The organism is Mucilaginibacter sp. 320_HR (genome assembly GCF_059691875.1).
Genome location: NZ_JCAWAI010000003.1, coordinates 535,277 through 560,167, shown reverse-complemented (window position 1 = coordinate 560,167; position 24,891 = coordinate 535,277). Strand labels below are relative to the sequence as shown.

23 protein-coding genes and 1 tRNA gene are annotated in these 24,891 nt (G+C 43.7%); 14 read left to right on the top strand and 10 right to left on the bottom strand.

Translation table 11 applies throughout. The annotated features are described in order from the left end of the window. The first annotated feature begins 132 nt into the window (after positions 1–132). Positions 133–2,637 (top strand): M14 family zinc carboxypeptidase, encoded by a 2,505-nt coding sequence (locus AC59GT_RS13050; RefSeq protein WP_497238047.1) that lies wholly within the window; start codon positions 133–135, stop codon positions 2,635–2,637. Between the two features lie 173 nt (positions 2,638–2,810). Here the strand turns inward: AC59GT_RS13050 and AC59GT_RS13045 are convergent, their stop codons facing one another. From AC59GT_RS13045 to AC59GT_RS13030, 4 genes are all read right to left on the bottom strand, one after another. Then, a complete protein-coding gene (locus tag AC59GT_RS13045; RefSeq protein ID WP_497238046.1) occupies positions 2,811–5,273 on the bottom strand; it encodes a TonB-dependent receptor domain-containing protein in 2,463 nt (820 codons plus the stop codon). Between the two features lie 211 nt (positions 5,274–5,484). Beyond that, positions 5,485–5,706: a hypothetical protein gene (locus tag AC59GT_RS13040; RefSeq protein WP_497238045.1), complete on the bottom strand. Its 222-nt coding sequence runs from the start codon at positions 5,704–5,706 to the stop codon at positions 5,485–5,487. A 4-nt stretch (positions 5,707–5,710) separates the two neighbouring features. Next, a complete protein-coding gene (locus AC59GT_RS13035; RefSeq protein WP_497238044.1) occupies positions 5,711–7,381 on the bottom strand; it encodes a PspC domain-containing protein in 1,671 nt (556 codons plus the stop codon). 24 nt (positions 7,382–7,405) lie between these two features. After that, positions 7,406–7,741 carry a PadR family transcriptional regulator gene (locus AC59GT_RS13030; RefSeq protein ID WP_117383360.1) on the bottom strand — a complete coding sequence of 112 codons (336 nt, stop codon included), beginning with the start codon at positions 7,739–7,741 and terminating at the stop codon, positions 7,406–7,408. Between the two features lie 184 nt (positions 7,742–7,925). Between AC59GT_RS13030 and AC59GT_RS13025 the strand changes: the two genes are divergently transcribed. Genes AC59GT_RS13025 through AC59GT_RS13015 form a run of 3 tightly spaced genes read left to right on the top strand, consistent with a single transcriptional unit; the run spans position 7,926 to position 13,645 of the window. Continuing rightward, entirely contained in the window at positions 7,926–11,069 is a 3,144-nt protein-coding gene (locus tag AC59GT_RS13025) for a SusC/RagA family TonB-linked outer membrane protein (RefSeq protein WP_497238043.1), read from the top strand. Between the two features lie 10 nt (positions 11,070–11,079). Continuing rightward, the gene (locus tag AC59GT_RS13020) at positions 11,080–12,651 is read left to right on the top strand and encodes a SusD/RagB family nutrient-binding outer membrane lipoprotein (protein ID WP_497238042.1); all 1,572 of its coding nucleotides are present in this window, start codon (positions 11,080–11,082) and stop codon (positions 12,649–12,651) included. Positions 12,652–12,673: 22 nt separating this feature from the next. Continuing rightward, complete coding sequence (locus AC59GT_RS13015; protein ID WP_497238041.1) at positions 12,674–13,645, top strand: DUF1735 domain-containing protein; 972 nt, start codon at positions 12,674–12,676, stop codon at positions 13,643–13,645. 74 nt (positions 13,646–13,719) lie between these two features. Here AC59GT_RS13015 and AC59GT_RS13010 read toward each other — a convergent pair whose 3' ends face one another. From AC59GT_RS13010 to AC59GT_RS13000, 3 genes are all read right to left on the bottom strand, one after another. Next, positions 13,720–14,424, bottom strand: coding sequence for a toxin-antitoxin system YwqK family antitoxin (locus AC59GT_RS13010; protein ID WP_497238040.1), 705 nt, complete (start codon positions 14,422–14,424; stop codon positions 13,720–13,722). Positions 14,425–14,509: 85 nt separating this feature from the next. Further along, the gene (locus tag AC59GT_RS13005; protein ID WP_497238039.1) at positions 14,510–14,917 is read right to left on the bottom strand and encodes a DoxX family protein; all 408 of its coding nucleotides are present in this window, start codon (positions 14,915–14,917) and stop codon (positions 14,510–14,512) included. Positions 14,918–14,934: 17 nt separating this feature from the next. Beyond that, complete coding sequence (locus tag AC59GT_RS13000) at positions 14,935–15,846, bottom strand: S66 peptidase family protein (RefSeq protein WP_497238038.1); 912 nt, start codon at positions 15,844–15,846, stop codon at positions 14,935–14,937. Positions 15,847–15,981: 135 nt separating this feature from the next. Between AC59GT_RS13000 and metG the strand changes: the two genes are divergently transcribed. From metG to AC59GT_RS12980, 4 genes are all read left to right on the top strand, one after another. Beyond that, on the top strand, positions 15,982–18,048 hold the full coding sequence (metG, locus tag AC59GT_RS12995; protein WP_497238037.1) for a methionine--tRNA ligase: 2,067 nt from the start codon (positions 15,982–15,984) through the stop codon (positions 18,046–18,048). Between the two features lie 61 nt (positions 18,049–18,109). Further along, a tRNA-Arg gene (locus AC59GT_RS12990) sits at positions 18,110–18,181 on the top strand. A gap of 64 nt (positions 18,182–18,245) precedes the next feature. Then, positions 18,246–18,965, top strand: a complete 720-nt coding sequence (locus AC59GT_RS12985) for a cell division protein ZipA C-terminal FtsZ-binding domain-containing protein (RefSeq protein WP_497238036.1) — start codon at positions 18,246–18,248, stop codon at positions 18,963–18,965. Between the two features lie 87 nt (positions 18,966–19,052). Beyond that, the gene (locus tag AC59GT_RS12980) at positions 19,053–20,156 is read left to right on the top strand and encodes an acyltransferase family protein (RefSeq protein WP_497238035.1); all 1,104 of its coding nucleotides are present in this window, start codon (positions 19,053–19,055) and stop codon (positions 20,154–20,156) included. 53 nt (positions 20,157–20,209) lie between these two features. Here AC59GT_RS12980 and AC59GT_RS12975 read toward each other — a convergent pair whose 3' ends face one another. The 3 genes from AC59GT_RS12975 to AC59GT_RS12965 all read right to left on the bottom strand — a co-directional run bounded on the left by AC59GT_RS12975 (position 20,210) and on the right by AC59GT_RS12965 (position 22,321). Then, entirely contained in the window at positions 20,210–20,509 is a 300-nt protein-coding gene (locus AC59GT_RS12975) for a hypothetical protein (RefSeq protein WP_497238034.1), read from the bottom strand. A 109-nt stretch (positions 20,510–20,618) separates the two neighbouring features. After that, positions 20,619–21,263 carry a DUF47 domain-containing protein gene (locus AC59GT_RS12970; RefSeq protein ID WP_497238033.1) on the bottom strand — a complete coding sequence of 215 codons (645 nt, stop codon included), beginning with the start codon at positions 21,261–21,263 and terminating at the stop codon, positions 20,619–20,621. Positions 21,264–21,334: 71 nt separating this feature from the next. Further along, positions 21,335–22,321, bottom strand: coding sequence for a GlxA family transcriptional regulator (locus tag AC59GT_RS12965; RefSeq protein ID WP_497238032.1), 987 nt, complete (start codon positions 22,319–22,321; stop codon positions 21,335–21,337). Positions 22,322–22,430: 109 nt separating this feature from the next. Here AC59GT_RS12965 and AC59GT_RS12960 point away from each other — a divergent pair, with 109 nt between their 5' ends. From AC59GT_RS12960 to AC59GT_RS12935, 6 genes are all read left to right on the top strand, one after another. Then, a complete protein-coding gene (locus AC59GT_RS12960; RefSeq protein WP_497238031.1) occupies positions 22,431–22,640 on the top strand; it encodes a hypothetical protein in 210 nt (69 codons plus the stop codon). A 26-nt stretch (positions 22,641–22,666) separates the two neighbouring features. Further along, positions 22,667–23,077 carry a VOC family protein gene (locus tag AC59GT_RS12955; RefSeq protein ID WP_497238030.1) on the top strand — a complete coding sequence of 137 codons (411 nt, stop codon included), beginning with the start codon at positions 22,667–22,669 and terminating at the stop codon, positions 23,075–23,077. 24 nt (positions 23,078–23,101) lie between these two features. Continuing rightward, positions 23,102–23,485 carry a DoxX family protein gene (locus AC59GT_RS12950; RefSeq protein WP_497238029.1) on the top strand — a complete coding sequence of 128 codons (384 nt, stop codon included), beginning with the start codon at positions 23,102–23,104 and terminating at the stop codon, positions 23,483–23,485. Positions 23,486–23,556: 71 nt separating this feature from the next. After that, a complete protein-coding gene (locus AC59GT_RS12945; protein ID WP_497238028.1) occupies positions 23,557–23,934 on the top strand; it encodes a DoxX family protein in 378 nt (125 codons plus the stop codon). Positions 23,935–23,996: 62 nt separating this feature from the next. Next, the gene (locus AC59GT_RS12940) at positions 23,997–24,227 is read left to right on the top strand and encodes a hypothetical protein (RefSeq protein ID WP_497238027.1); all 231 of its coding nucleotides are present in this window, start codon (positions 23,997–23,999) and stop codon (positions 24,225–24,227) included. Then, positions 24,179–24,847, top strand: coding sequence for a helix-turn-helix transcriptional regulator (locus AC59GT_RS12935; RefSeq protein ID WP_497238026.1), 669 nt, complete (start codon positions 24,179–24,181; stop codon positions 24,845–24,847). The genes AC59GT_RS12940 and AC59GT_RS12935 overlap by 49 nt, the downstream gene beginning before the upstream one ends. Positions 24,848–24,891: the final 44 nt, after the last annotated feature.

Here is a 24,891-nt window from a genome sequence, read left to right as displayed (position 1 = left end):
TTAATAGATATCGAGATAATTAGTAACAATCAATTGTAAATAGCAGCTTTTGGCTGTAAATTAATGGTGAATAGCAAATTTTGACGGCTTTTATTTAGATTAGCCATTGCATTGCCCCTTAAACTGATCAATATGATGAAAAGGCTACTTTTAGTTTTTACTGCTTTTGTTTTCACGGCATCAACCTACGCGCAGAGCATACAATCGCCTGCGGAGTTCCTTGGTTACCAGCTTGGAGAGCAGTTTACCCCGCATTACCGCATTGTAGAATACTTTAAATATGTAGCGCAGGCATCTAAAAATGTAAAACTGCAACAGTTTGGTACTACAAACGAGGGCCGCCCGCAGCTGGCTATGTTTATAGCATCTGACGAGAATATTGGCCGGTTAGAAGATATTCGCCACAACAACTTGAAGCTTGCAGGTATGGAAAGCGGAGCGGCGAATCTTAGCAATGCGCCGGTGATACTTTGGTTGAGTTTTAACGTACACGGTAACGAGCCTGCATCCAGCGAAACATCTATGTGGACGCTGTATGACCTGGTGAATCCTGCCAACAGCCAAAATAAAGAATGGCTTAAGAATATGCTGGTGGTGATAGACCCCTGCCTGAACCCTGACGGACGCGACCGTTACGTAAACTTCTATAACTCGGTAAAAGCAGGCAAACCAGACCCTACGCCAACCGCGCGCGAACATGCTGAGCCCTGGCCTGGTGGCAGGGTGAATCACTATTACTTCGACCTTAACCGGGATTGGGCATGGCAGGCACAAAAAGAAACACAAAACCGTGTTGGCCTGTACAATCAATGGCTTCCCGAAGTGCATGTTGATTACCACGAGCAAGGCTACAACGCGCCTTATTATTTTGCACCTGCTGCAGAACCCTTTCATAAAGATATTACGCAATGGCAGCGAGATTTCCAGGTGACCATTGGAAAAGGTAACGCTAAAGATTTTGATAAGAATGGCTGGATGTACTTTACCAAACAGATATTTGATCTGCTGTACCCATCTTATGGCGATACCTACCCGTTGTACAATGGCGCAATAGGCATGACCTACGAACAAGGCGGCATTGGCGGAGGGCTTGCAGTACAAACCCGCAGCGGCGACACACTTACACTTGTGCAGCGCGTGGCGCATCACCATTCTACCAGCATCAGCACTATACAAACGGTATCAGCAAACGCTTCAAAGCTTTTAAGCGAGTTCAAGAAGTTTCATGATAATGGGATCGCCAATCCTCCCGGAGAGTTTAAGACCTACGTTGTGAAGAACGATAATAACGAGAAGACACGCAAACTGGCCGAAATGCTTAGCCGCAATGGTATAAAATTTGGTTACGGGTTGTTTTCAAAAAGCGTTACCGGGTTTGATTATTTTACCGGTAAAACCGAAACGGCCAGTGTAGATGGCAATGACCTGGTGATTAATGCAGCGCAATCTAAAGCTGTATTATTAAATGTGTTAATGGAGCCTAAAACCTTTATTGCAGATTCGGCCACTTATGATATTACTGCATGGGCGCTGCCCTATGCTTTCGGGCTGCGGGCTTATGGCTTAAAGGAGTCGTTAAAACCGGCAACTACCTCCTGGAATGTTATTAAACCACAAGTACTTACTAATACTAAGGCGTATGCTTATGTATCTGCATGGCAGTCTATTGCTGATGTTAGGTTCCTGTCGGCATTGTTAAAGAAGGGTATAAAAGTGCGGTACGCAGAACAACCGTTCGAATCGGCGGGTAAAAAATTCATGGCAGGTTCGCTGCTTATCACCAAAGCCGGGAACGATCGTGCAGACTTTGACCAGGTGGTTACCTCAACCGCTGCCGAGATGGAGCACGAACTTACACCTTTAACCTCAGGCTTTGTGGACAAAGGTTATGACATAGGATCGGACATGGTTCATTACATCAAACAGCCCCGGGTAATGCTGGTGGCCGGAGATGGTGTAAACTCCGAATCAATGGGAGAGGTGTGGCACTTGTTTGAACAACAGATAGGCTATCCTATAAGCCTTGTTCGCTACCAGGACCTTAATCGCACCAAAATAGCAGACTTCGACGTAGCTATTTTTGCAGATGGGCGTTATGATAATTTCCCGTCAGACAAATTACAAAGCTGGATACGTGATGGCGGCAGGTTAATAGCAATGGAAAACGCGGTATCGTTATTGGCAGACAAGAAAGATTTCGGGCTGAAGCGTAAAGAAGATAAGAAGGACGACAAAGCAAAAGATAAACAGCAGCAAACCAAGTTGTATGCCAACCGGGAACGCGAAGCTATCTCATCAAACATCCCGGGTGCTATTTATAAGCTTAATCTTGATAATACACATCCCCTGGGTTTTGGCTTGCCAAACTTTTATTACACGCTAAAGATGAACGACCAGATATACGACTACTTTAGCGATGATGACGGTTGGAACGTAGGTACTTTAAAGGGCAATGCGTATGTATCCGGCTTTGTGGGTGCCGAAACCAAAAAGAAAATGGCAAATGGTATGGTGATCGGCGTTCAGGAGATGGGCCGCGGATCGGTAGTGTACCTTGCTGATGATCCATTGTTCCGCAGCTTTTGGGAAAACGGCAAACTGCTGTTCAGCAACGCGGTGTTTATGGTGGGGCAGTAAACCCACCGATAACCTAGCCGCAACCCCCTAACCCCCTAAAGGGGGAACAAGATTTACAAGCGATAGCTCGACGTTAAGGTTAATAATGACAAGGCCTACTGATCACTCATCAGCAGGCCTTATTCATTTCAGTAATTAAACTTCTGTTCCCCCTTCAGGGGGCTAGGGGGCTTTTAATTCCCGCTCTTTACCCTGTTCTTTTCATCGTCAGCTCCGGTTTGGTGCTGGCGCATTTTAATTTTGCTGTTACCGAAGTTGTAAGTAAAGGTTAGCCTGGCTAAACGTGTTTCGTTTTTCTGGTGCACATCCAGGTTTACGCTTTGGTAGTGGCTGCTAACAGCATTGCGGCGGGTATTAAAAATGTCGCTCACGGCAAACTTTACGTTCATTTTCTTTTGATAGAAGGAGTGGCTCACACCTGCATCTACAGCATATTGCTGCCTGATATCAAATATTCCAAAGGATAGCGGCGACTGGTAGTAACCTGTCGCTTCCGCTTTCCAGCCTTTGGCTACCATAAAGGTTTGGGTACTACGTAATATAAAGGTGGCCTTGCCATTGTTCAAATTAGCTCCTAACAGATCGGCAGATTTATACTGCTGGTAAAAGCCGTTAAAGTTTACATTACCTGTCCACCATTTCGTAATGGTATACGGCGAGTTGATGTTAACGGAGTAAGAGTTTTGCGTATTTAAGTTAAGCCTTGTTTGGTAAGTTGCCTTGCTAATGGTATCGGTGAGGATGATCTCTGTACTTACGTCGGTAGTTTTAGCATAGCCCAAAGTAAGGTTTATGGTCTTATTATAGGTATAGCTTAGCTCAAATGAGTTGGTGTATTGTGGTTTCAGGAACGGGTTGCCCTGCTCGTAGGTATACTGGTCCAGGTAAAAGCGGAAAGGGTTCAGCTGATCATATCCTGGCCTGTCTATTCGGCGGCTGTAGCTTAAGCCTAATTCATGCTTGTCAGACAGTGTATGGTTAATAAAAACGCTTGGGAAGAAGTTAAGGTACTTGCGGTCCACCACTTGGTTCTTGGTCACCAGATCACCCATTGATGATGTGCGTTCTGCACGTAAGCCTGCCTGTATCGAAGTTTTCTTAAAACTTTTATTCAGGTTTAAGTAACCGGCGGCAATCTTCTCCTCGTAGATAAAGTGATTGGTTCGGCTGGTGTCGTTTATAAATATATTGCCGCTGTTTATCTGCGCCTGCAGGTCGTTATCTGTTTTTACAGAACTAAACTTTACACCGGCTTCCAGTTTCATGGTTTTGTTTAAAGGTAGGGCATAGTCTGCTTTTTGTGTCCAGATGGTTATAGTTGCAGGGGTTTGGTTAAGTATAAACTGCGGCGGGCGCTGTGTTGAACCGTTCGGCAGTAAAAAGTTTGTTTCATACCGGGCATCAGAACCATTATGGAAGATAGAGTAATCTAAATCTACACTTAGTTCTTGTCCGTTGGTATCCAGCTGTAATTTATCATTAACATTAGCTGCAAAGTTGCGGTAGGTTTGTTTAATGTTGGCAAGTGTTGTTTGGTAGGAGTCGTTTGCATCTGGTGTGCGGCCCAACTGCGTTGTAGTCTTATTTGGATTGTTATACTCGTTTGTGTAATCGCCATTAATTACAAAGCCAACGGTGTTTTTTGAGGATGTGGCATAATCGGCCCCAAAACGGTAGTTATTATAATGTACTTCTGATAGAAGCGAGGTGCTTTGTTTAAAATAAGTACTGCTTTGCGCGCTGTCTACCCGGCGGTCAATGTTCAGGATATTCTCGCGTTTTTGATCCCCCCTGCTTAAAGTAGCAAAAAGGTTCAGGTTGCCTTGTTTGTGGTTCAGGCTCAGGCTGGTATTATTTCGCCAGTTGCGTCCTTTAACAACACCTAAGCTCAGGTTGCCATTGGTGCCTGTTTGTTTGTTCTTTTTAAGCTTTATGTTGATGATGCCGGAGTTGCCTGAGGCATCGTACTTAGCTGATGGATTAGTAATGATCTCGATAGACTGTATGGTTGATGCATCCATCGACTTTAGCATGGTAGTCAACTGCGAAGCCGACATGTACGTAAGCTTGTCGTTTATCATCACAGTAACACCTTGCTTCCCCTTGAGGCTGATGTTGTCGTCTTTATCTATAGATACACCCGGTGCACGTTCGAGCACTTCAAGCGCAGAGTTGCCTGCTGCAAGTACACTGTTCTCCACATTCATCACGGTGCGGTCCATTTTTCGTTCTATCAGTGGCTTGGCTGCTACCACGTTAACCGTTTGCAGGCTTTGGCTGCTTTGCAGCATTTTAATTGCAGGTACTGTAGTTGTAGCCTGATCGCCTGTTATCTCTACTGCTGGGCTGTAGGTTTTTTTGTAGCCAATGTTTGTAGCCGCAACAATGTATTTGCCGGCCTGCAACTTGTCGAACAGGTAAGAGCCGGTTTCACTGGTTAAGGTTCCTTTTACAACAGACGAATCTTTTGCTCGCAGCAGGGTAACGGTTGCATAATCCAGTGGTTTGCCTTGTTCGTTTACCAGCGCGCCCGAAAGACTAAGCGTTTGCTGTTGTTTATTTTGTGGTTGGGCCTGCGCATTAGCGGCAAATAGCACAACCATTAGGATATATAGAGAGTGGATAAGTTTTTTCATGTTTAGTAAAATTTGGGCAATAAAGTTCCTGCGGGGAATCCCCCGGTTTTTTTAGCGCCGGTAAAATTTGAGTTGGTTCAGCCTTGCGGGCAGGTGTTAGCTGCGGCTGCGGGAAGTATTAGCGGAGATGTATTTATACATATGGTAGGGTTTGTGGTTGTTAATTATTGTTTGTGCGTTTGTGTATAAGATGCTTAAAAGAGGCAGTAGGTTACAAACTATTTTGATTTTTAAGCACGGGGAACAGGTTTTCTATTAGGGTAGGGTATACAGAAAAGCTGTTTTGGTATTCACTTACAACCTGTTGCGGTTGTGTTTGCGGTTGTATTTGCAGCGGTACTGATGACGAAAAAATTTTTATTCCGGAGGAGCAGAAAGGTAATATAAGCCCGCCGATGATCAGCAGGCTTATATACTTGTATAAGGTTTTCATGTTGTTAGTTGCCGGATGTTACGGTATCGACCTTTGTGGTGTCTGCGGGTGCCAGGCGCTTGTCTGTTTTAGGTATAACCAAAGTATCCACCTTGCATTGCAGGCCGTTGTCGGTCATGATAAACTTAGCAAAGCTTGCATTCTCCTGCTTGTTTTGGTTCTTGCAATCCCAAATATCGATATTCCTTAAAAAACGGCCGAGCGATTCGTCAATAACCAGTTTGGAATTAAGCGGCATCTTAAGTGTCAGATGCACTTCCTGTGCGCGCCAGTATTGGTTTTCGTCTTTTTCAAAGCGGCGGTTAAACTTAAGCGTGCTACCTTGCTGTACAAATTGGTAACGGATGCCACGTGCATTATCCAGCGCCTCCTGGTAGTCTGATCCGCGTGCTGTAAACGATTCTACAAGTGTAGGCTGCGCAACATCAGCTTTTTCTATATAGAGGTCGATGTTCTTGTTTGGCATATCCATGTCGTTGTCATAATCATCATCCAAAATAACACGGCCATCCAGCTTGCCCTTTATGTTCAACCTTACGCTGTCCTCACGAGAGAGGAGTTTAACATCGTTCAGCTTTAAATAATAAGTGCTGTCGGCCATTGGGGCTACCTTAATTGTTTGGCTGATAGTGGCACCCTCACGGAAGTTTGCACCCGCTTTTGCAGTGTAATAGATAACTATACACAGGGCTACAACCCAGGTCATTAACAAAGCGGTGCCGGTTGTGCGGCCAATGCTATTGCTTTTAAAGATAACGTTGATGAGTGCAAGCATAATAGCCAGCAAAGGCAAGGCCGCCATCAGGAATGTGCATACCAGGAATATAGTATTAACGTCATGACTTACAATGTTAAACGGAAATACGTGGCGCATACCCGGGTTACCATATACCACAAAAGATATAATAGCTACTATAAGGGCTATAATGCCGGCAAAACATGAGGCAATAATGGCTATACCGAAAGCTTTAAAAACCAGCTTGCCTGCTGTGCGTATGAACGAACCGGTATGGCTGAATACATCGCCTGCAAAATCGCGGGTTTTATAGGCCAAAGGTTTGGCATCGTGGCTCAGGGTGTGCAGGTTACCTTTTAAGGTGCTCATTTCCTGTTCAAAATTGGTTTTAAATCCTTGCAGGTCCAGGCGCTGTCCCTTCATAGCCATACGGTCTGCTCGGGTAACCGCTTTTGGCACAACTATCCAGAGTACTATGTAAAGTAACAAACCAAAACCGCCCATAGCCGATAGCAGCACAAAGCAAAGGCGGACCCAAATGGCGTCGATATCAAAGTAATTGGCTATACCGGCAGCAACGCCACCAATCAGGTGTTCGTCGGGATTGCGGAAAAGGCGGCGATTAGTGCCAGCAAAAGCTGAAAACCCTGTGCCAGGCGTTTCGCCGTTAGCTTCGGCTTCGAAATCAGCCACGGAGCCCATTTGTTCCGTAACATAACGCACATCCTGTGCTACAACAACCTGCTTGCCTTCGCGAACCAGTATGTCGGTAAGCATTTCAGCAATACGGTTCTCAATATCGGTAGTTATCTCCAGGCTATCGGCCGAGTTCATAAAGTGGCGCGTAACATCGGTCATGTACGCTTTAAGTATTTCGTAAGCATCCTCTTCAATATGGAAGACAGTGCCGTTAATATTTATAATAATAGTCTTATTCATGATGGGTGATGGTTTATAGGGTAGTTATTTTTTTCTTTCTCCGATAGCTGTTTGTACGGCAAAGGAGAGCTCCTGCCAGGTAGTATCCAGTTGTTCCAGCACCTTACGGCCTTCCTCGCTTAGTACGTAATACTTCCGCGGAGGACCGGAGGTGGATTCCACCCAGTTGTAAGATAATAGGCCGTTGTTCTTTAATCGGGTAAGCAGCGGGTATAAGGTACCCTCTACCACAAGCAGGCGGGCCTTTTTAAGTTCAGCTATAATGTCTGAAGCATATATCTCACCCTGCGCTATAATGGAAAGTATGCAATACTCCAGTATGCCTTTCCTCATTTGGGTTTGTGTATTCTCAACAATCATAATGCAAAGATATATGTTTAAGAATGTATTATGCAATACATAGTACTAAATTTATCAGTTTTTTTTATTTGTTTAACTTTTTTTAACAAAAACGTCCTTTTTTTTTGAAATGATTTGATTTATTGATACCGTAACACTACTTTTATGATTAATTAACTATTAACTGATCTTATTATTAACAAACATGAAAAAACTTCTACTAGTAAGTTTGTGTTTCCTGATGTTATGCGTAACCCAGGTTTATGCACAAAATCGTACGGTTACTGGTACAGTTACTTCAAAGGATGACGGCTTGCCGTTACCTGGGGTAAGTGTTACAGTGACAGGAACTTCCGTTGGTACTCAAACCGATGCAACGGGTAAGTACTCTTTAAGTGTGCCGGCATCGGCAAAATCTCTTACTTTCTCTTTTATTGGTTTCGGCAGGCAGCAGCTAGCTGTTGGTGCTGGCAACGTGGTTAATGCTTCATTAAGCTCAAGCGCCAGCCAGTTGAGCGAGGTTGTTGTAACAGCCGGTGGTATTGAAGCCCGTAAGAAAGAGCAAGGCTATAACTCAACTACAATTCGCCCGTCGGCTTTAACTGCTGCAAAGCCTGTTAACGCTATTGCTGGTTTGAACGGTAAAGTTGCAGGTTTACGTATTAGTGCTACCAGCAGCGGTGTTAACCCTAACTACCGTATCGTTTTGCGCGGTCTTCGTTCGTTAAAAGGTAATAACGAAGCGCTTGTTGTGGTAGATAACGTAATTGTGCCTAACTCTATTCTGGGTAACATCAACCCTGAGGATATTGAAGACGTACAGGTGCTAAATGGTGCCGGTGCTGCTGCGTTATATGGTTCTGAGGCATCAAACGGTGCGTTAATCATTACGACCAAAAAAGGTCAGCGCGGTAATACTGCTATTCGTGTATCTCAAACTACCACAATCGAGCAGGTATCTTTCAATCCTAAATTTCAAAAAGGATTTGGTTCAGGTTCTACCGGTGATATACAGGAATACATAGCTTATGAAAATCAGCAATATGGTCCTGCATTTGACGGTGTGATAAGGCCAGTTGGTTTGCCTCTTGTGAACGGTGATCAGCAGATGCTGCCGTACCAATGGTCAGATAAAAAAACTGATTTCTGGCAAAATGGTTTAACTAACCAGACCGACTTCAACCTGTCATCGGGTAATGATCGTTCTACTATTTACACTTCTGGTCAGTACGCTAAAATTAGCGGTACAACCCCGGGTGATAAATTCGACCGTGTTAACTTAAGGGTTAATGGTACTCAAAGGATATACAGCAATCTTAACCTGACCTATAACGCTGGTTATACTCAAAATCGTTATGACCAAACCAGCCAGACAGCAACTATATATGACAACTTGCTGAACAGCCCTGGTCAGATTGATATCACCAGCTATAAAGACTGGAGAAACAATGAGTATGCTAATCCTAACGGTTACTTCAACGCTTACTATAACAACCCTTACTTTATTGCAGATAATAACCGTCGTAAAACAAGGAATGACTATTTAGTAGGTAACGTGGAGTTAAAATACAACCCGCTTAAGTGGTTAGATTTCACTTACCGTGTAGGTATTTCTACCCGTAACCAATCTGAAAAAACATTTGTTGATAAATTCATCTTCAATGATTACGTAAAATCTAGCGCTCGTCCTGAGTTTGCAGGTACTTACAAAAGAACTGATATATTGGGATCTAACGAAGATTACTCGTTTTATAACACACGTGTTAACTCTGACTTTCTTGTTGGTATACGCCAAAACGTAAAAGATTTTAGCTTTAAGTTGATCTTAGGCGCAAGTATCCGTAACGACACGCAAAAGGACTTGAGAGCTACTGTAAACGGATTAGTTGTTCCTGGATTGTTCAACTTGTCTAACAGTACAAACGTACCAACCGCAACATCTAACTATTACACTTCTCACCAACAAGGCGTTTACGGCGATTTGACAGTTGGTTACAAAGATTATTTGTTCTTGCATGCTACAGGTCGTAACGACTGGGTTTCAGTTTTAGCTCCTGAAAACCGTTCATTCTTCTATCCGGCTGCCGACGTATCATTCGTAGTTACCGACGCTTTCCGTGAGTTAAAGGATATTAAAGGCATTGACTTCATCAAACTTCGTGGTGGTGTTTCAAAGGTAGGCCAGGTTAACTTGGGCTCAAACTTTGGTTCTTACGCCTTATTACCAACCTTCAGCCAAAACTCAGGTTTCCCTTACAATGGCCAGGGTGGTTTTTCTTTGAGTAATACAATTGTGTCTAACAGCCTTAAACCGGAAATTACCAAAGCATACGAGCTTGGTTTCGACGCTAACTTCTGGGACAACAGAATTGCTACTAAGTTTACCTACTTTAGCTCAAGAACTACCGCGCAAACAATTGAGACAGGTGTATCTACAGCTACGGGCTTTAACACCTTCCGCACTAACGTAGGTGAAACCAGCTCAAAAGGTATCGAGTCTTCAATTAACTTTACAGCTTATCGTAACCGCGACTGGGATGTAACCATAGGTGCTAACTATGCTCATTACAAAAACAGGGTTGAGTCTATAAGCGCAGATATCCAAAGGTTAAGCCTTGCAACATATGGTTCAGGTGTTGGATCTTATGCTCAAGCTGGAGAATCGTTCCCTGTTATTATGGGTCATGATGCTAAACGTGATGATCAGGGTCGCATAATTGTTGACCCAATCACAGGTTATCCATCTCCTTCAGATCAGATCACTGTGTTAGCTAATGCCAACCCGACTGACATCTTAGGTTTAAATTTAAGTGTAAGGTGGAAAGGTTTCCGTTTCTCTACGTTAGCTGAATACCGCGGTGGTTACAGCGTTTACAACAGGGGTGCATTCACTCTTGACTTCTCTGGTTCATCTTACGTAAGTGGTTTCTACAATCGCGACCGTTTTGTTATTCCTAATTCATCTTACCTAGATCCTGCTACTAACCAGTATGTTGCTAATACTAACATTACTGTACGTGATGGTGGTACCGGTTACTGGACAGATGCATCACGCAACGCGGTAGATATTAACTACGTATACTCTGGTGCGTTCTGGAAGATTCGTGAAGCGTCATTAGCTTACGATCTGCCAAAATCATTGTTCTCTAAAACTAAAGCTATTAAGGGTGTAACGTTAAGTGTACAAGGGCGTAACTTGTTCCTGTTCACTCCTAAATCAAATATGTACACAGACCCTGAGTATAGTGATGGTGACGCGAGCGCAAGCGGTAACGCTATTGGTCTGACAGGCTTGGGACAAACACCTCCGTCTCGTTATTTCGGTGGTACAATCTCAGTAACATTTTAAGTAAAATATCATGAAAAAAATATTTAGTATAGTTTTAACAGGTATCTGTATTGTTTCTGCAACATCTTGCAAGAAATATCTGGATATCAACACTAACCCCAATCAGCCAACCACGGCTACGCCTGCGCTTGTATTTCCGCAGGCGCTAACGGCGACGGCATCGTTAATCTCTAACAGTGGCGACTACAATGAGTATGGCTCACGTTTGAACGGGTATTTTGGTAATGCGGGTGGTTTTGGAAGTTTAGGTAACTTAATATCTTACAACTTCACCACAGGTGATTTTAACGGATTGTTCCAGAATACATATGACAACCTGGAGGATTACCAATACATTATTGATAACACCGACCCTGCATCTATTGAGAATGCAACAGCCAACATAATGAGGGCTTATGACTTCCAAATGCTTGTTGATACTTACAATAAGGTGCCTTACTTAGACGCATTAAAAGGATCTAGTGTTCTTCAACCAACTTATACAGATGGTGAAGTAATATACAAAGACCTTGGCGACAAATTAGATGCTGCAATAGCTACATTAAACGCCGGAACAACCAGTGGTGTTTTTGGTACCAGCGATGTATTGTTTAAAGGTGATCTTAGCCTGTGGAAGAAATTTGCTAATACAATTAAGCTTCGTTTAATCGTTCGTGCAGGCAGCAAGGTTGCATTTACTAAACCTACACCGGATGCTACAGTAGGCTTTTTAACTACTGATGCACTCGTTAACCCGGGTTACACTAAAACAGTAGGTAAACAAAACCCAATGTGGGATAAATGGGCTTTCTCAGAAACTGGTGCTGTAAGAGGTGCTGCTAACGTTTACCTTGCTTCTCCATGGATATTAAGCTTCTTTAACGGAACTAAAATTAGTGACCCAGCCCGTGGTAAAGTGATCTTTTTCGGTTACAACGGCAATAGCACGTTATCGAACCAGTTGGGTAACACCAGCGCGTCTGCATCAAAAGCTCCAACACCTGCGTTCTTTTATACATTACGCGATGTAGGTACTACTGTACAGGGTTCTGGAAGTACAGGTAAGGGTATTTTAAAAGGCGAAACGGCTGGCCAACCTTTAATGCTGGCAGCTGAAAGCTACTTGCTTCAGTCAGAAGCGGCTGTTAGAGGAATAATTTCAGGAGCGGATGCAAAGGCATTGTTCAACAATGGAATTAAAGCCTCTTTCAATTATCTGTACAAGGATGCATCAGGTACAGTAGTTGGCGATGCTAATGGCGACTATGCAACTTACCTGTCAGACAACTCAACTAACCGTTTGGTTAACTTTGATCTTGCGGGTACTAACGAACAAAAAGTTGAAGCAATTATTAACCAGAAGTATATAGCGTTAGCTTACCTTTTTGGAGCAGAAGCGTGGAACGAATTCAGGAGAACAGGCTACCCTGCTATAACAGGTAACACGCCTACAACCACATTTGCATCTACTGTATCAGTTTCAACCGCTCCTAACAAATTGCCAACCCGTATCCTTTATCCGGTATCTGAGTATTCATACAATAGCGCAAATACCCCTAGTGGAATAAATCCTTTCAGTGATAAGATTTTTTGGGCTAAATAATTAACTATTTAATTAAAAGAAAATGAAAAAATTTCTAAGCATTGTTTCAGCTATAGCGCTTGTGACGGGAATCTCTTCTTGTCTGAAAGACAGAGCTGAAATTGGTGACAAACCTCAAAATATTGTTGAGTTTTATACCACCGATGGTTATATCTCGGGTGTTAATGATCAATATGCAGTTTACGCTAAACAATATGTGGCAGGAACGCCTGGATCATTCGATGTTACTGTAAGTTACTCAGGTACTGATGTAGCTCCTCAGGATATTACTGTAGAGGTGGGTGTTGATGAAGCCGCTTTGGCAAAATATAATACCAAGGCAGAGGCAAACGATGCGGACGGGTATGAGTTGCTTCCAAGCACTTACTATACCATCCCAACTACTACTGTGGTTATCAAAAAAGGAGAAAGAAGAGCTACTTTCCCTGTTAACGTAGCAATTACATCAACATTTGATTTCTCTAAAGCATATGCTTTGCCACTTACCATAAAATCTGCTTCAATGGGTACCATAAGCGGTAATTTTGGATCAGTACTGTATTCTATTGGTGCTAAAAATAAATATGACGGCAGGTATACAGTTACCGGTACAATGGTGGACTTAACAAACGCTGCATTTACAGCGAAGTCTCCTACTGGGTTTGACCTTTATACCATGACATCAAGCACCGCAGTAATGTTCGATTATGGTTACGCCAAAACTTATGGTCATAGGTTTTTAAGCTCTGGGGCAGATAGCTATTATGGTTCTTTCTCTCCTGTGTTTACTTTTGACGATGCAGGTAATATTACCAAGGTAGTAAACTTCTACGGTCAGCCTGCTTCAAACGGCAGATCTGCACAACTGGATCCATCTGGAGAAAACAAGTTTACTTCAGGTACTCCAGGAACAAAGGGTGCTACCTTTAAGGTTAAGTACTTTTTATTACAACCAGGAAGTACTGTTAGAACAAAGTTTGACGAGACATGGGTTTATGAAGGCCCAAGGCCGTAACCCGTTATTTAATAAAAAAAGCACCTCAATTGAGGTGCTTTTTTTATTAATGTACTTACCAAAAAGAAGTAGTCTTATTGCTTTTGATTAGACATCATCATATTATAGGAGTTTTGCTTGTTAACATCCATAGGTAATGTAGTAGCCATTATTACTGTGCTTTTAACTGGCTTGCCGTTAATTTGTGCAGGAATAAAGTCCAGCAGCCCGGATGAGTTGGGACGCACGCTTAATCTTTTTCTTTCTATTGTTCCGGCGCTTTCATAATCTGCCCAGGCGTCAGCTATATGGCCAGCTTCGTCGACGCTTATAGTATATTTAACACTAACGTCTGTTTTTTCCTTAAGTATAGTAGCGGGGATATCTTTGCTGTTAAAGAATGTTAAAAACGCCAGCGTTGCTCCGCCTATTTTAACAGGGGGCTGTACTTGCGCATTTTCAGGCGCTGCAATGGAGTAATCTACTTTTACGTAAGAGCCGGAATCCTGATCAGTGTATAACAACTTACCTGTATTATAGTCATATTGTTGGCTAAGCTTATTATCAGGGTTGTAAAAAAACCAGGTACCCACTTTTTTGCCATTGTCATACTTACCGCGTACAACAGCACTGCCATTTGGATCAGTTACCATATACAAACCTTCACGCTGATCTTTGTTTTTGGCAGAAACGTGATATTCTTCAGTTAGATTTAACGAAATTTTCTTTTTAACTAACTTGTCTTGAGCCAAAGCTGCCAATGGTGTAAGCAGCAATGTAAGGGCTGTGATTTTTTTCATGGTGGTTAATATTTTATTAAATGTACTAAATATCTAGTTATAAAATTATTAACAAACATGAAATTTCTGTAGAGGTGAATATTGATCACTTCCTATCCACACTATACTTCCCCGGCCCAATAATAAATAACCCCAGGAACATTACCGCATCTTCAATAGCATGTGCCGCTTCGCCGAGGCCCTGACCTTTGCCGAGGTGCGACATTGCTGCTACCACCATGTTAATAAGTAAAAACAGGCATGCGGGTCTAAATAATAATCCCAATACCAGTAGGAGTCCACCGACAGCTTCGATTAGACCGGCCATAAAACCCCAGAAAACCGGAGCGAAGTTAATGCCAACATATTTGATGGACCCTCCGAGACCGGCCCATAGTTGGGGGCCGCCCATAAGTTTGGGATAGCCGTGATAGATGAACATAGCGCCGAGACCCACACGGATGACAAGTAAGCCAAAATCCCGGTGTTTATTTAGAGTGTGCCATATAGTCATAATGATGTGTTTTAAAGCTAATAACTTACAACCACACCATCTTGTTTGACAGCAAGGTTTGCAGTGGCACCTAACACAAGGCTGCAATTATCATCTATATGCCCTGCTGGGAAACCAAAGCAAACAGGGTAGTTATACTTACCAACGATGTCCATTACCATCTCGGGGATAGTCTGACCAAAAGGAATGTCGTTGTCTTTGGTGCTGGTGAAACCACCTATAATAAGACCTGCCAGGTTCTGTAGCTTACCGGCTCTGTCCAGGCAGCGCAGCATACGGTCTATAGCGTACAGATATTCACCAACATCCTCCAAAAACAGGATCTTATCGGTATAGTCAACGTCGCTAATAGAGCCTGATATAGCTACCAGCAAAGATAAATTGCCGCCGATGACAATACCGGATGCTTCACCCATTCTGTTCAACGGATTAGGTGCCAAATTATAGCTTAATGTCTTGCCAAACAACGCCATGCGCAAAGTGTCCAGTGAGTGTTTTGACGCATCCGGAATGTTCAGGGGCATTTGCCCGTGTATGCAGGCTACATTGTAATTGTTGATTATATGCGCATGCAAGAGGGTGATGTCGCTAAAGCCTACGAGCCATTTGGGACTGGTAGTTAGCTTGCTGAAGTCTACCTTATCCACCATGCGAATAGTGCCATAACCGCCCCGTGCGGCAAAAATCGCTTTGATGCTGTCGTCATCAATAAAGCGCTGCATGTCACATGCGCGTAGGTCATCGTCACCGGCGAACTGGTTGTAGCTGGCATTTACCGTCTCTCCCACTATCACCGTGAGCCCCCAGCTGGTTAATAGCTTTACTGCATCGTCCATTGGTATAGGAAGCTTTTTTGCCGGGCATGTAATAGCCACTTTGTCGCCTGGTTTGAGAAATGGGGGTATGATGGGTGCCGCCGGTGTACGCATAGATGCTGTAAGTTTCTTTGTTGCTTAAAACACTTAACCAAACAACTATCGCTTTCCTTCTGTTCGGTGGTGTCTGTTTTAGAACATTCCCGCTTAAAAGCCTATCTTTGCGAATTATTTAATACGCCTGTTTTCATGTCGCAACTCAACAAATATAAAAGATATACCATTACCTCGGCTTTGCCGTATGCCAACGGTCCGTTGCATATTGGCCATCTTGCCGGTGCGTACCTGCCCGCTGATATTTTTGTACGTTACCTGCGGCTGATGAAAAAGGATGTGGTATACATTTGCGGTAGCGACGAGCACGGCGCCGCCATCACCATAAAGGCTAAAAAGGAGAATACAACGCCTAAAGCCATTATAGATAAGTACCATAACCAGATAAAAGAAAGCTTTGAAGAGTTTGGAATATCTTTTGACATCTATCATCGTACATCATCTGACATTCATCATGACCTATCCCAGGAGTTTTTCCTGAACCTGTATGAAAAAGGTGAGTTTGTAGAGAAATTTACCGATCAGTATTACGACCAGGAGTACGACCAGTTTCTGGCCGACCGCTACATTACAGGCACCTGCCCGGTTTGCAGCTACGATAAAGCTTACGGCGACCAGTGTGAGAACTGCGGGACATCATTAAACCCAACTGATCTCATTACGCCGATATCTACTCTGAGTGGCCAGCCGCCTGTGCTGAAGCCTACGAAGCATTGGTACCTGCCATTAGATAAATATCAGCCATGGCTGGAGCAATGGATAGATACTAAAGAGGGAGAGTGGAAGGTGAACGTATTTGGGCAGTGCCGCTCGTGGTTAAAGTCGGGCTTGCAACCGCGTTCTATGACACGCGACCTGGATTGGGGTATAGATGTGCCGCTTGCAGAAGCGAAAGGTAAAAAGCTATACGTGTGGATGGATGCGCCGATTGGTTATATCTCCGCAACCAAGCAATGGGCTACAGATAACAACAAAGACTGGCAATTATATTGGAAGAAACAGGCGAATACTGAGGATGACTCCTGCCTGATGCATTTTATCGGCAAGGATAATATTGTTTTCCATTGTATAATTTTCCCGGCTATTTTAAAAGCGCATGGTGATTATATACTGCCACAGAATGTACCTGCAAATGAGTTTCTGAATCTGGAAGGCGATAAACTATCTACCTCGCGCAACCACGCGGTATGGCTGCACGAGTATCTGGAAGAATTCCCCAATAAGCAGGATGAATTACGTTATGTACTAACTTCTATACTGCCCGAAACCAGCGACAGCGAGTTTACCTGGAAAGATTACCAGGCACGCGTAAACAACGAATTAGTAGCAATTTTAGGCAACTACGTTAACCGCGTGATGATACTGATGCACAAGTATTATGACGGTAAGGTAGAGACTGCTGGCGGCCCTGTAACACTTACTAATGCGGCTCTTAAAGATGAGCTTGGCGGATATTATGACGAGTTGGGTAAGAACCTGGAGAGCTACCGGTTCCGGGCGGCGATGCAGAATGTGATGGACATAGCCCGTATTGGTAACCGTTACCTTACCGAGCAGGAGCCCTGGAAAACAATAAAGAGCGATCCGGAATCCGCAAAAACCGCACTGCATAACAACCTTGTATTAATAGGGCATTTAGCCACATGTTTACAGCCATTTTTGCCAGGTACCGCAGAGAAGATCTTCGGGATGCTGAACGTGCATGCTGTTGCATTTGACGAAGAGATTGAATTTGCAAACGGTCATCAGCTCAATCCTGCCGCACTGCTATTTGCTAAAGTGGAGGACGATGTAATAGAAGCGCAGATGCAAAAACTTGCGGATAAAAAACAAGCATCGTTAGCGGCGCAGAAGCCCGTTATTGCACCGGCGAAAGAAAACATCAGCTTTGATGATTTTGTAAAGATGGATATCCGCACAGGAACCATTCTAACTGCCGAAAAGGTAGCTAAAACCAAGAAGCTGTTAAAGCTGACCATTGATACCGGCATCGACGAACGCACGGTAGTGTCGGGGATTGCTGAGCATTACGAGCCGGAGAACATTATCGGGCAACAGGTAAGCATATTAGTGAACCTGGAACCGCGGGAGATAAAAGGCATCATGTCGCAAGGTATGATACTGATGGCCGAGAATGCTGAAGGTAAGTTGTGCTTTGTAAGTCCGACCAATGCTTTCAACAATGGCTCGGTAGTACGGTAAACCGAAGTGCAAATGCCTGTTGACCAACTCAACGATAATTTGCACCTTTGCATTTCATACTGGTCCCGTAGTTCAACGGATAGAATAGGAGTTTCCTAAACTCTAGATATGAGTTCGATTCTCGTCGGGACCACAAAAAGCCTTCAGATTGCTGAAGGCTTTTTTATTAAATTACAATCCTCAATTGTTACATCAGAATGAATGCTAAGCAACTGATTCCATTAGTTCTTTTTGTAGTTACAACATTAAGCTGTGGTAATAGCGACAAAAAGGCACCAAAAGAGGATTACTTTATCTCCAGTGAAAGCGAGACCAACGAAAGGGTAAGAAAGTTAGGCTTGGATAAAGCTTCGGAAGATGCTTCTTACATTTTGGATGTGCGTAAATTAAAGATCCCTTTCGACAGAAACAGCAATAACAAGATTGATACTAATGATAAGGCACCAAAAATAGCGGAGTTGGACCAGGATATCATTATTGTGTTAAAAAGCGATACTAAGTTCGACGGAAAGAAGGTTTGGGATGTACTGCAAAGTGTTGGTTTAAAATGGGGCGACGGCGACCTCTTTCACTGGGGAAATTCAAATCAGAATTACGGGGATAATGCGCTTTTTAGTGTTTGGACCACTACTGATCCCGGCTACTTCTTGCCGGAAAGTGTAAAGCAAGGACAAATGAACCCTGATGATCTGGTGTTTGGCTTTTCTGTACCGAGGAGTGCTGACCCGGAAAATGTATTTAAGGTAATGACCGCAGCTGTTAAGTATTGCCAAAAACGTTTGGGTGGTAAAATGTTGGATGCAAATATGCACCCGCTTGACGAGTTATCAGCCAGCAGGAATTTAAATGCGCTAATTATGGACCTGAAAAGTAAAGGAATTGTGCCGGGATCAAACCCTGCTTTACTAAGCTATTAACCTAGTTGTAGCGAATACCTTTTAGCACCCCGGCTTTTAGCAAAAATACCTTCCCTTTTACAACAGCATGGCTATATTGCGGTACCAATGAATAACGTAACTCAATCGCCAAAAGCTTCACTACTTAAAAGCAAACAACACTTTGAAGTGCTGGACGGCATGCGCGGTATAGCCGCCATCAGCGTGGTCACTTTCCATTTTATGGAGGTGGCGTATACTGATTACACCAAAAACTTTATTGGCCATGGCTTCCTGGCTGTCGACTTTTTCTTTTGTTTGTCGGGCTTTGTAATTGCCTACGCATACGACAGCCGGATAGCAAGCATCGGCATGCTAAACTTTTTTAAGGCGCGGCTTATCAGGCTGCACCCGTTAGTTATCCTGGGCAGCGTACTTGGGTTGTTAGCCTTATTGTTTGATCCGTTTGTTGGCAATGCCGGGCTATACAGCACCGGAAGGATGGTGGTGATATTCCTTTGTTCCGTATTCTTAATACCCTTCCCCGTGATGAAGGACCGCGCATTTAACAATTTCGGGCTGAATGCGCCAGCCTGGTCTTTGTTTTGGGAGTATATAGCCAATATAGTATACGCTTTGGTACTATCGCGTATTAACAGGCGCTGGCTGATACCTTTACTTATAGCATCAGCAGCCTGGCTCTGTTTTGTTGTGTACAAGTCGGGTTCCTTAATGGGCGGCTGGAGCGGTGACAACTTTTGGGACGGTTGCGCGCGCGTCTGCTATTCTTTTACCGCAGGGATGTTGGTTTACCGGTATAACCTGATCATTAAGAATAAGCTCGGCTTTCTTGGCCTAGGTGTGCTGGTGGCGTTGGGCTTTGTTATACCCTTTTCTGCTTACAACTGGTTAACCGAGCCGCTGGTTGTAATAGCCTACTTCCCGCTGCTGGTTGCATTAGGTGCCGGATCTGCAGTTTCTTCAGGCTTGCAAAAACTTTGTAAGTTCTCGGGAGATATATCCTATCCCCTTTACATGACCCACTATACCGCCATATGGGCCTTTGCCAACTACTATGCCGCGTATAAGCCGGCAACAGGCACATTGGCAATGGTAATAGTAGCAGGGGTGCTCTTGTTGCTGTGCTTCGCCTGGGTGGTTATGGTGTTTTATGATATCCCTCTAAGACGATTTCTTTCAGGAAAGCAACAGACGGCAAATGCTGGCAAGTAGCTTATAACCGACCGACCAATTAGTATGATGCCGGTCGGGAGCGATCAACTAAGTTAAGCTGATTTCTTTTTTTCTTTTGATTCCGCAGTGGCTTCAGGCTTAGCTTCAGCGGGTTCTTTTGCAGGTTTTTCGGCAACTGTTTTTGCTAGTGTTTCCTTGTCTATTTTAACCTCTAAAGAAAGTTTTTTTGCCAGCTTTCGCGAGGCTTTCGCAATTTCTTTCTCGTTTTTTTTAGATGCAACGCCCAGCTTCTCTGTTGTTTCTTTTAGCTGTGACAGGATGGTTTGCCTTATGCTTTCTTTAGCTGATTTACGCGCGGACTTGACCAAAGATTTAAGTTTATTTTTTTTCATATCTGTAAATTACAGCGCAAAGATATGTGAAGCCAAGGTTAGTGCAATGTTATCATTGTGTTAACTGCCGCATAAGTGGTTAACATTGAAGCAAATAGTAGGGGCGATGCTATTGGTTCTTAATAATAATGCTTTCAATCACGTTAGTGGCGTCTTCGCACTTGTCTGTTGTGCGTTCCAGTGCAGCTAAGATTTCGGTAAATTTTATTTGTTCTATGGAATCGCCGTCTGAAGACATAATAGAACCAACAGCTTTGCTATAAATCCTGTCAGCGTAATTTTCCAGCTCTTTAACCTTGTTACAGCTCTGTTTTATGCTGTCGGCGTTGCTTAAATTACTTAGGCCTTTTACAGCATTGTCCAACTCTGTGCTGGTCTCAATTATAATGCCCGAAAGCTCTTTAATTGCAGGTGCAGCCATATCGCCCTGGTAAAGGCTAAACCGGCGCGAGGAAATATGTATATAATCGCAAATATGATTGATGGATGAGGCAAGCGCGTACATATCGTTACGCTCAAACGGCGACACAAACGCCTTTGCAGACGCCAGGTAAACTTTATGTTTAAGTTCGTTACCGGTTTGTTTCAGCCTGTCTAAATCGTACAGTTGTTTAGTACTGTCGGCTTTGTTTTCGCCGCTTACTATCTTGTAAAGCAGGTTGCTCATTTCAAGATTATTTGCAGACGACTGGTTGAACAAGTTGAAGAACAGCTGGTTTTTCGGTATAAAAAATTTAAGGAGCTTAGATGCCATAGGTATGTTTGTTGTAAACATACGCAAGGGATATTAAGGGCGTGTTAATATTCCATTTTAAAATTGAGAGGCTAAACAGTCGCTTTTGCATCTTTATTGTACTTGTTACGGTATTCTATAGGTGATACGCCTGTTATGCGTTTAAAAGTTTCGCGAAATGCTTTCGTATCGGTATAGCCAACATTGTACATAACTTCATTAACATTTTCGCGCATGGTCTCGAGGCTCATTTTAGCGGCCTCTATACGTACGCGCTGCATGTATTCTACCACTGTATTTGATGTCGCCTTTTTAAACCGTCGCTCCAGGTGCCGGCGGCTGAGCGCCAGGTTAGATGCCAGTTGGTCAACCGTTATCTTCCCGGAATAATTGTGTTCTATAAATTCCTGCGCTCGTTTTATAACATCGTCATCATGATCTTTTTGGCCGTGAAACATCATAAACAACGACTGGCTGTTCCGCTCAATATCTATTTCGAACATTTTTGATGATTTTATAGCCATATCCCTTCCCGCAAATTTCTCTACCAGGTAAAGGATAAGGTTGAGTGAAGAATATGCTCCGCCGCTGGTGTATATGCCACCTTCGTCCGTAATTATCTTGTACGGCATCACTTTAACGTCAGGGAACATCAGCCTGAACTCATCTGCCGCCAGCCAGTGCGTAGTGCAGCTGCGGCCTTTTAAAAGGCCTGTAGAGGCAAGCAGAAACGCGCCGATGCATAATGATACCAGCTCGGCACCGGCTTTGTATTGCTTGATCATCCAGGGTACAAAATCGGCGTTGTCGTTTATTACTCTTGCCATATCGCCGTGTACCGCCGGGATGATCACCATATCTGTCTTGCTTACCTCGTGAATGGTGAGATCGGGCTTGATAATGAACAAGCCGTTGGTGAGTGTGGTCTCGTTACTTAACCCTACCAGCTGAACCTTAAACACCGGCGGCTTTTTCATGCGGTCCATCGCCTCATTTACCTTGGTAAACATCTTGTAGGTCGCCTCAATATTGCTCAGGCTGGTCTCGCCTCTGGGAATAAGTATCGATACGTGTTTCATGATATCAAAAGTAAGCGGAAGTACTGTCGTAATCAACCCCACAGAATGTCGTAATTACACCCCTGTCATTAAGTTAAAGCGCTGCACCTTTGTTATGTTCGGATAAGTTATGATAGAAGTTTTTAAAACGAATGTGGATGATGCGGGCCGGTCGCAGATGCTGATCGGCTTGCTGAAAAAGCATTTTCCGGTGTGCCGGATAAACTTTGATTTGGAGGACTGCGATAAGGTGCTGCGGGTAGAAGGCCGGGAGTTTTGCCCCAATCGCATAATGGAACTAATTAAACTGAACGGGCACTATTGCGAAATACTTACTTAGGATTATTAACCATTATACAATTTATCATGTCCAAAATTAGCGCATACATTAATTTCAAGAACACCTGCCGTGAGGCCATGACCTTTTACCAGCAATGCCTTGGTGGCGAACTGCAACTCATCATTGTTAAAAATTCGCCAATGGCAGAGATGTTTCCTGCCGAGATGCAGGACTCCGTATTACATGCCGACCTTACCGCCAGTGACCTGAACTTGCTTGCATCTGATATGCAGGACCCGAGCGTAGCCGAGAAAACAGGCGGGCCGGTATCACTTACCTTGAGTTGCGACAGCAAGGAAGCGATGTTTGATGCTTTTGCTAAACTGAGCGATGGAGGTACCGTTACCTGCCAGCCCGAGGTGTTTTTTGCAGGAACGATGGGTAACCTTGTAGATAAATTTGGAATAAGGTGGGGTGTATTTACCGCTGAAAAATAATAACTTACCTCACCTTTAACAATTATGAGCCCGAAAACGATCAAGATCATTTATTGGATACTAATTACCCTGTTTGTACTCTCGTCACTAGCAGATGGCGGCGCTGGTATTGCTAAAGAAAAAACAGGAAGAGAGGTAATGGCCCACCTGGGTTACCCGGTTTACTTGATGGTAATTACCGGGATCGCCAAAGTGTTAGGCGCGCTGGCTATCCTGCAAAACAAGTTCCGGACCATTAAAGAATGGGCATTTGCAGGATTTGTGATTAACGCCATTGGTGCATTTGCATCAAGAGCGTTTATTGGTGACGGTATAGGTTTGCTGATACCGCCACTTGTTTTCCTGTTGATTACTTTTGTTACTTATTATTTTTGGAAACGTTACGAACAAACACAAGCTACATTGTAATTTTAAATTTGTCGCATCAACTTAAACTGTTTAGAAGCAAGCCAATACGTAAACCCTTAAACCCTAATATTATGAAGATCGCGATGATTGTTATCCGGACGCTTATGGGCCTGCTGCTGCTCTTTGCCTCGGTCAGTTATTTTTTTAACCTCACACCTCCGCCAACAAATATGCCTCAGCCGGCTATAACTTACAATGAAGGCCTCGCCATTGTAAAGCTAATGACCCTTGTAAAGGCTGTTGAGCTGCTTTGCGGCTTAATGTTCCTGATAGGGAGGTACGTTACCCTTGCGGTAGTGCTGATATTTCCTATTGTTATCAACATCGTGCTTTTCCACGGAGTGGTAATGCCATCAGGATTAGGGCCCGGCTTATTCCTTTTGTTTGGAGAGTTCTTTTTGGCTTATTACTACCGGAGGAACTACGCCACGCTTTTCGCTGCAAAATAATATATGCAAACGGCAGGCTTGGCCTGCCGTTTACTATACTGCATTTGTTAACTTAGGCGGTAATGCTTAACCCTGTAACGCGCGAGCCGCGCAGTGCCATACTGCAAAAGCATATTGCTTATTACTACTTTATGCAAACGGATAACGACCGTTTTGCCTCCCGCTACTATGCCTTTCCGCATACCTACACGGTGTTTAATATTCACCGCGGAGCAATAAAAACTTTGGTTATCATTCCACAAATGTGCACGGAACCGGCTGCTTTGAACCTGTTGTCTCAGTACAAGGTATAAGGGAACACCCTTTAGACGTCAATCTTACAGGCGTAATAGATAAGGTGACCATCTTATTTAAACCACTGGGTTTAAACGCCTTTCTCGATCAGCCATTTGCCAGCGTTATTACCCGGCCGAGCCAGCTGTTTACCTCATGGGACAATTTGCCGGCATATGAAAGCTTTACTAAAGCTTTTTTCGGTGAAAGCGACCTGGATAACCGCTGTGAAATTTTGGAGAGTTTTCTGATTGCTCGCTATCGTTCGTTCCCGGAGCACGACCTGTTAAGCCGTTTCATTTCCCGGCTTAGTGATTTTGACGAAAGCCTGCCCATAGAGGACATTTGCAGGGAGCTAAATGTACAAACTCGCACACTTCACCGGCTATTTCGAAAGCACTTGGGCGTCTCTCCTGCAAGCTATCGCAAGGTGGCCCGCTTCAGACATTCGTTACAAAACAAGTTGGTAGAAAACCAATTTACCCGCATGACTGAACTTGCTTATCAAAGTAATTATTATGACCAAGCCTATTTCAATAAAATCTATAAAGAGCTAACCGGTAGCAATCCTCACCGGTTTTATAATGAGATAGAGACGCTGGCTGATGAAAGGCTGGTATTTAGGTTTATGGAGAGCTGATGTCCGAAAAATACAATTTTTGTGAATTACTATTCAGTTGATTT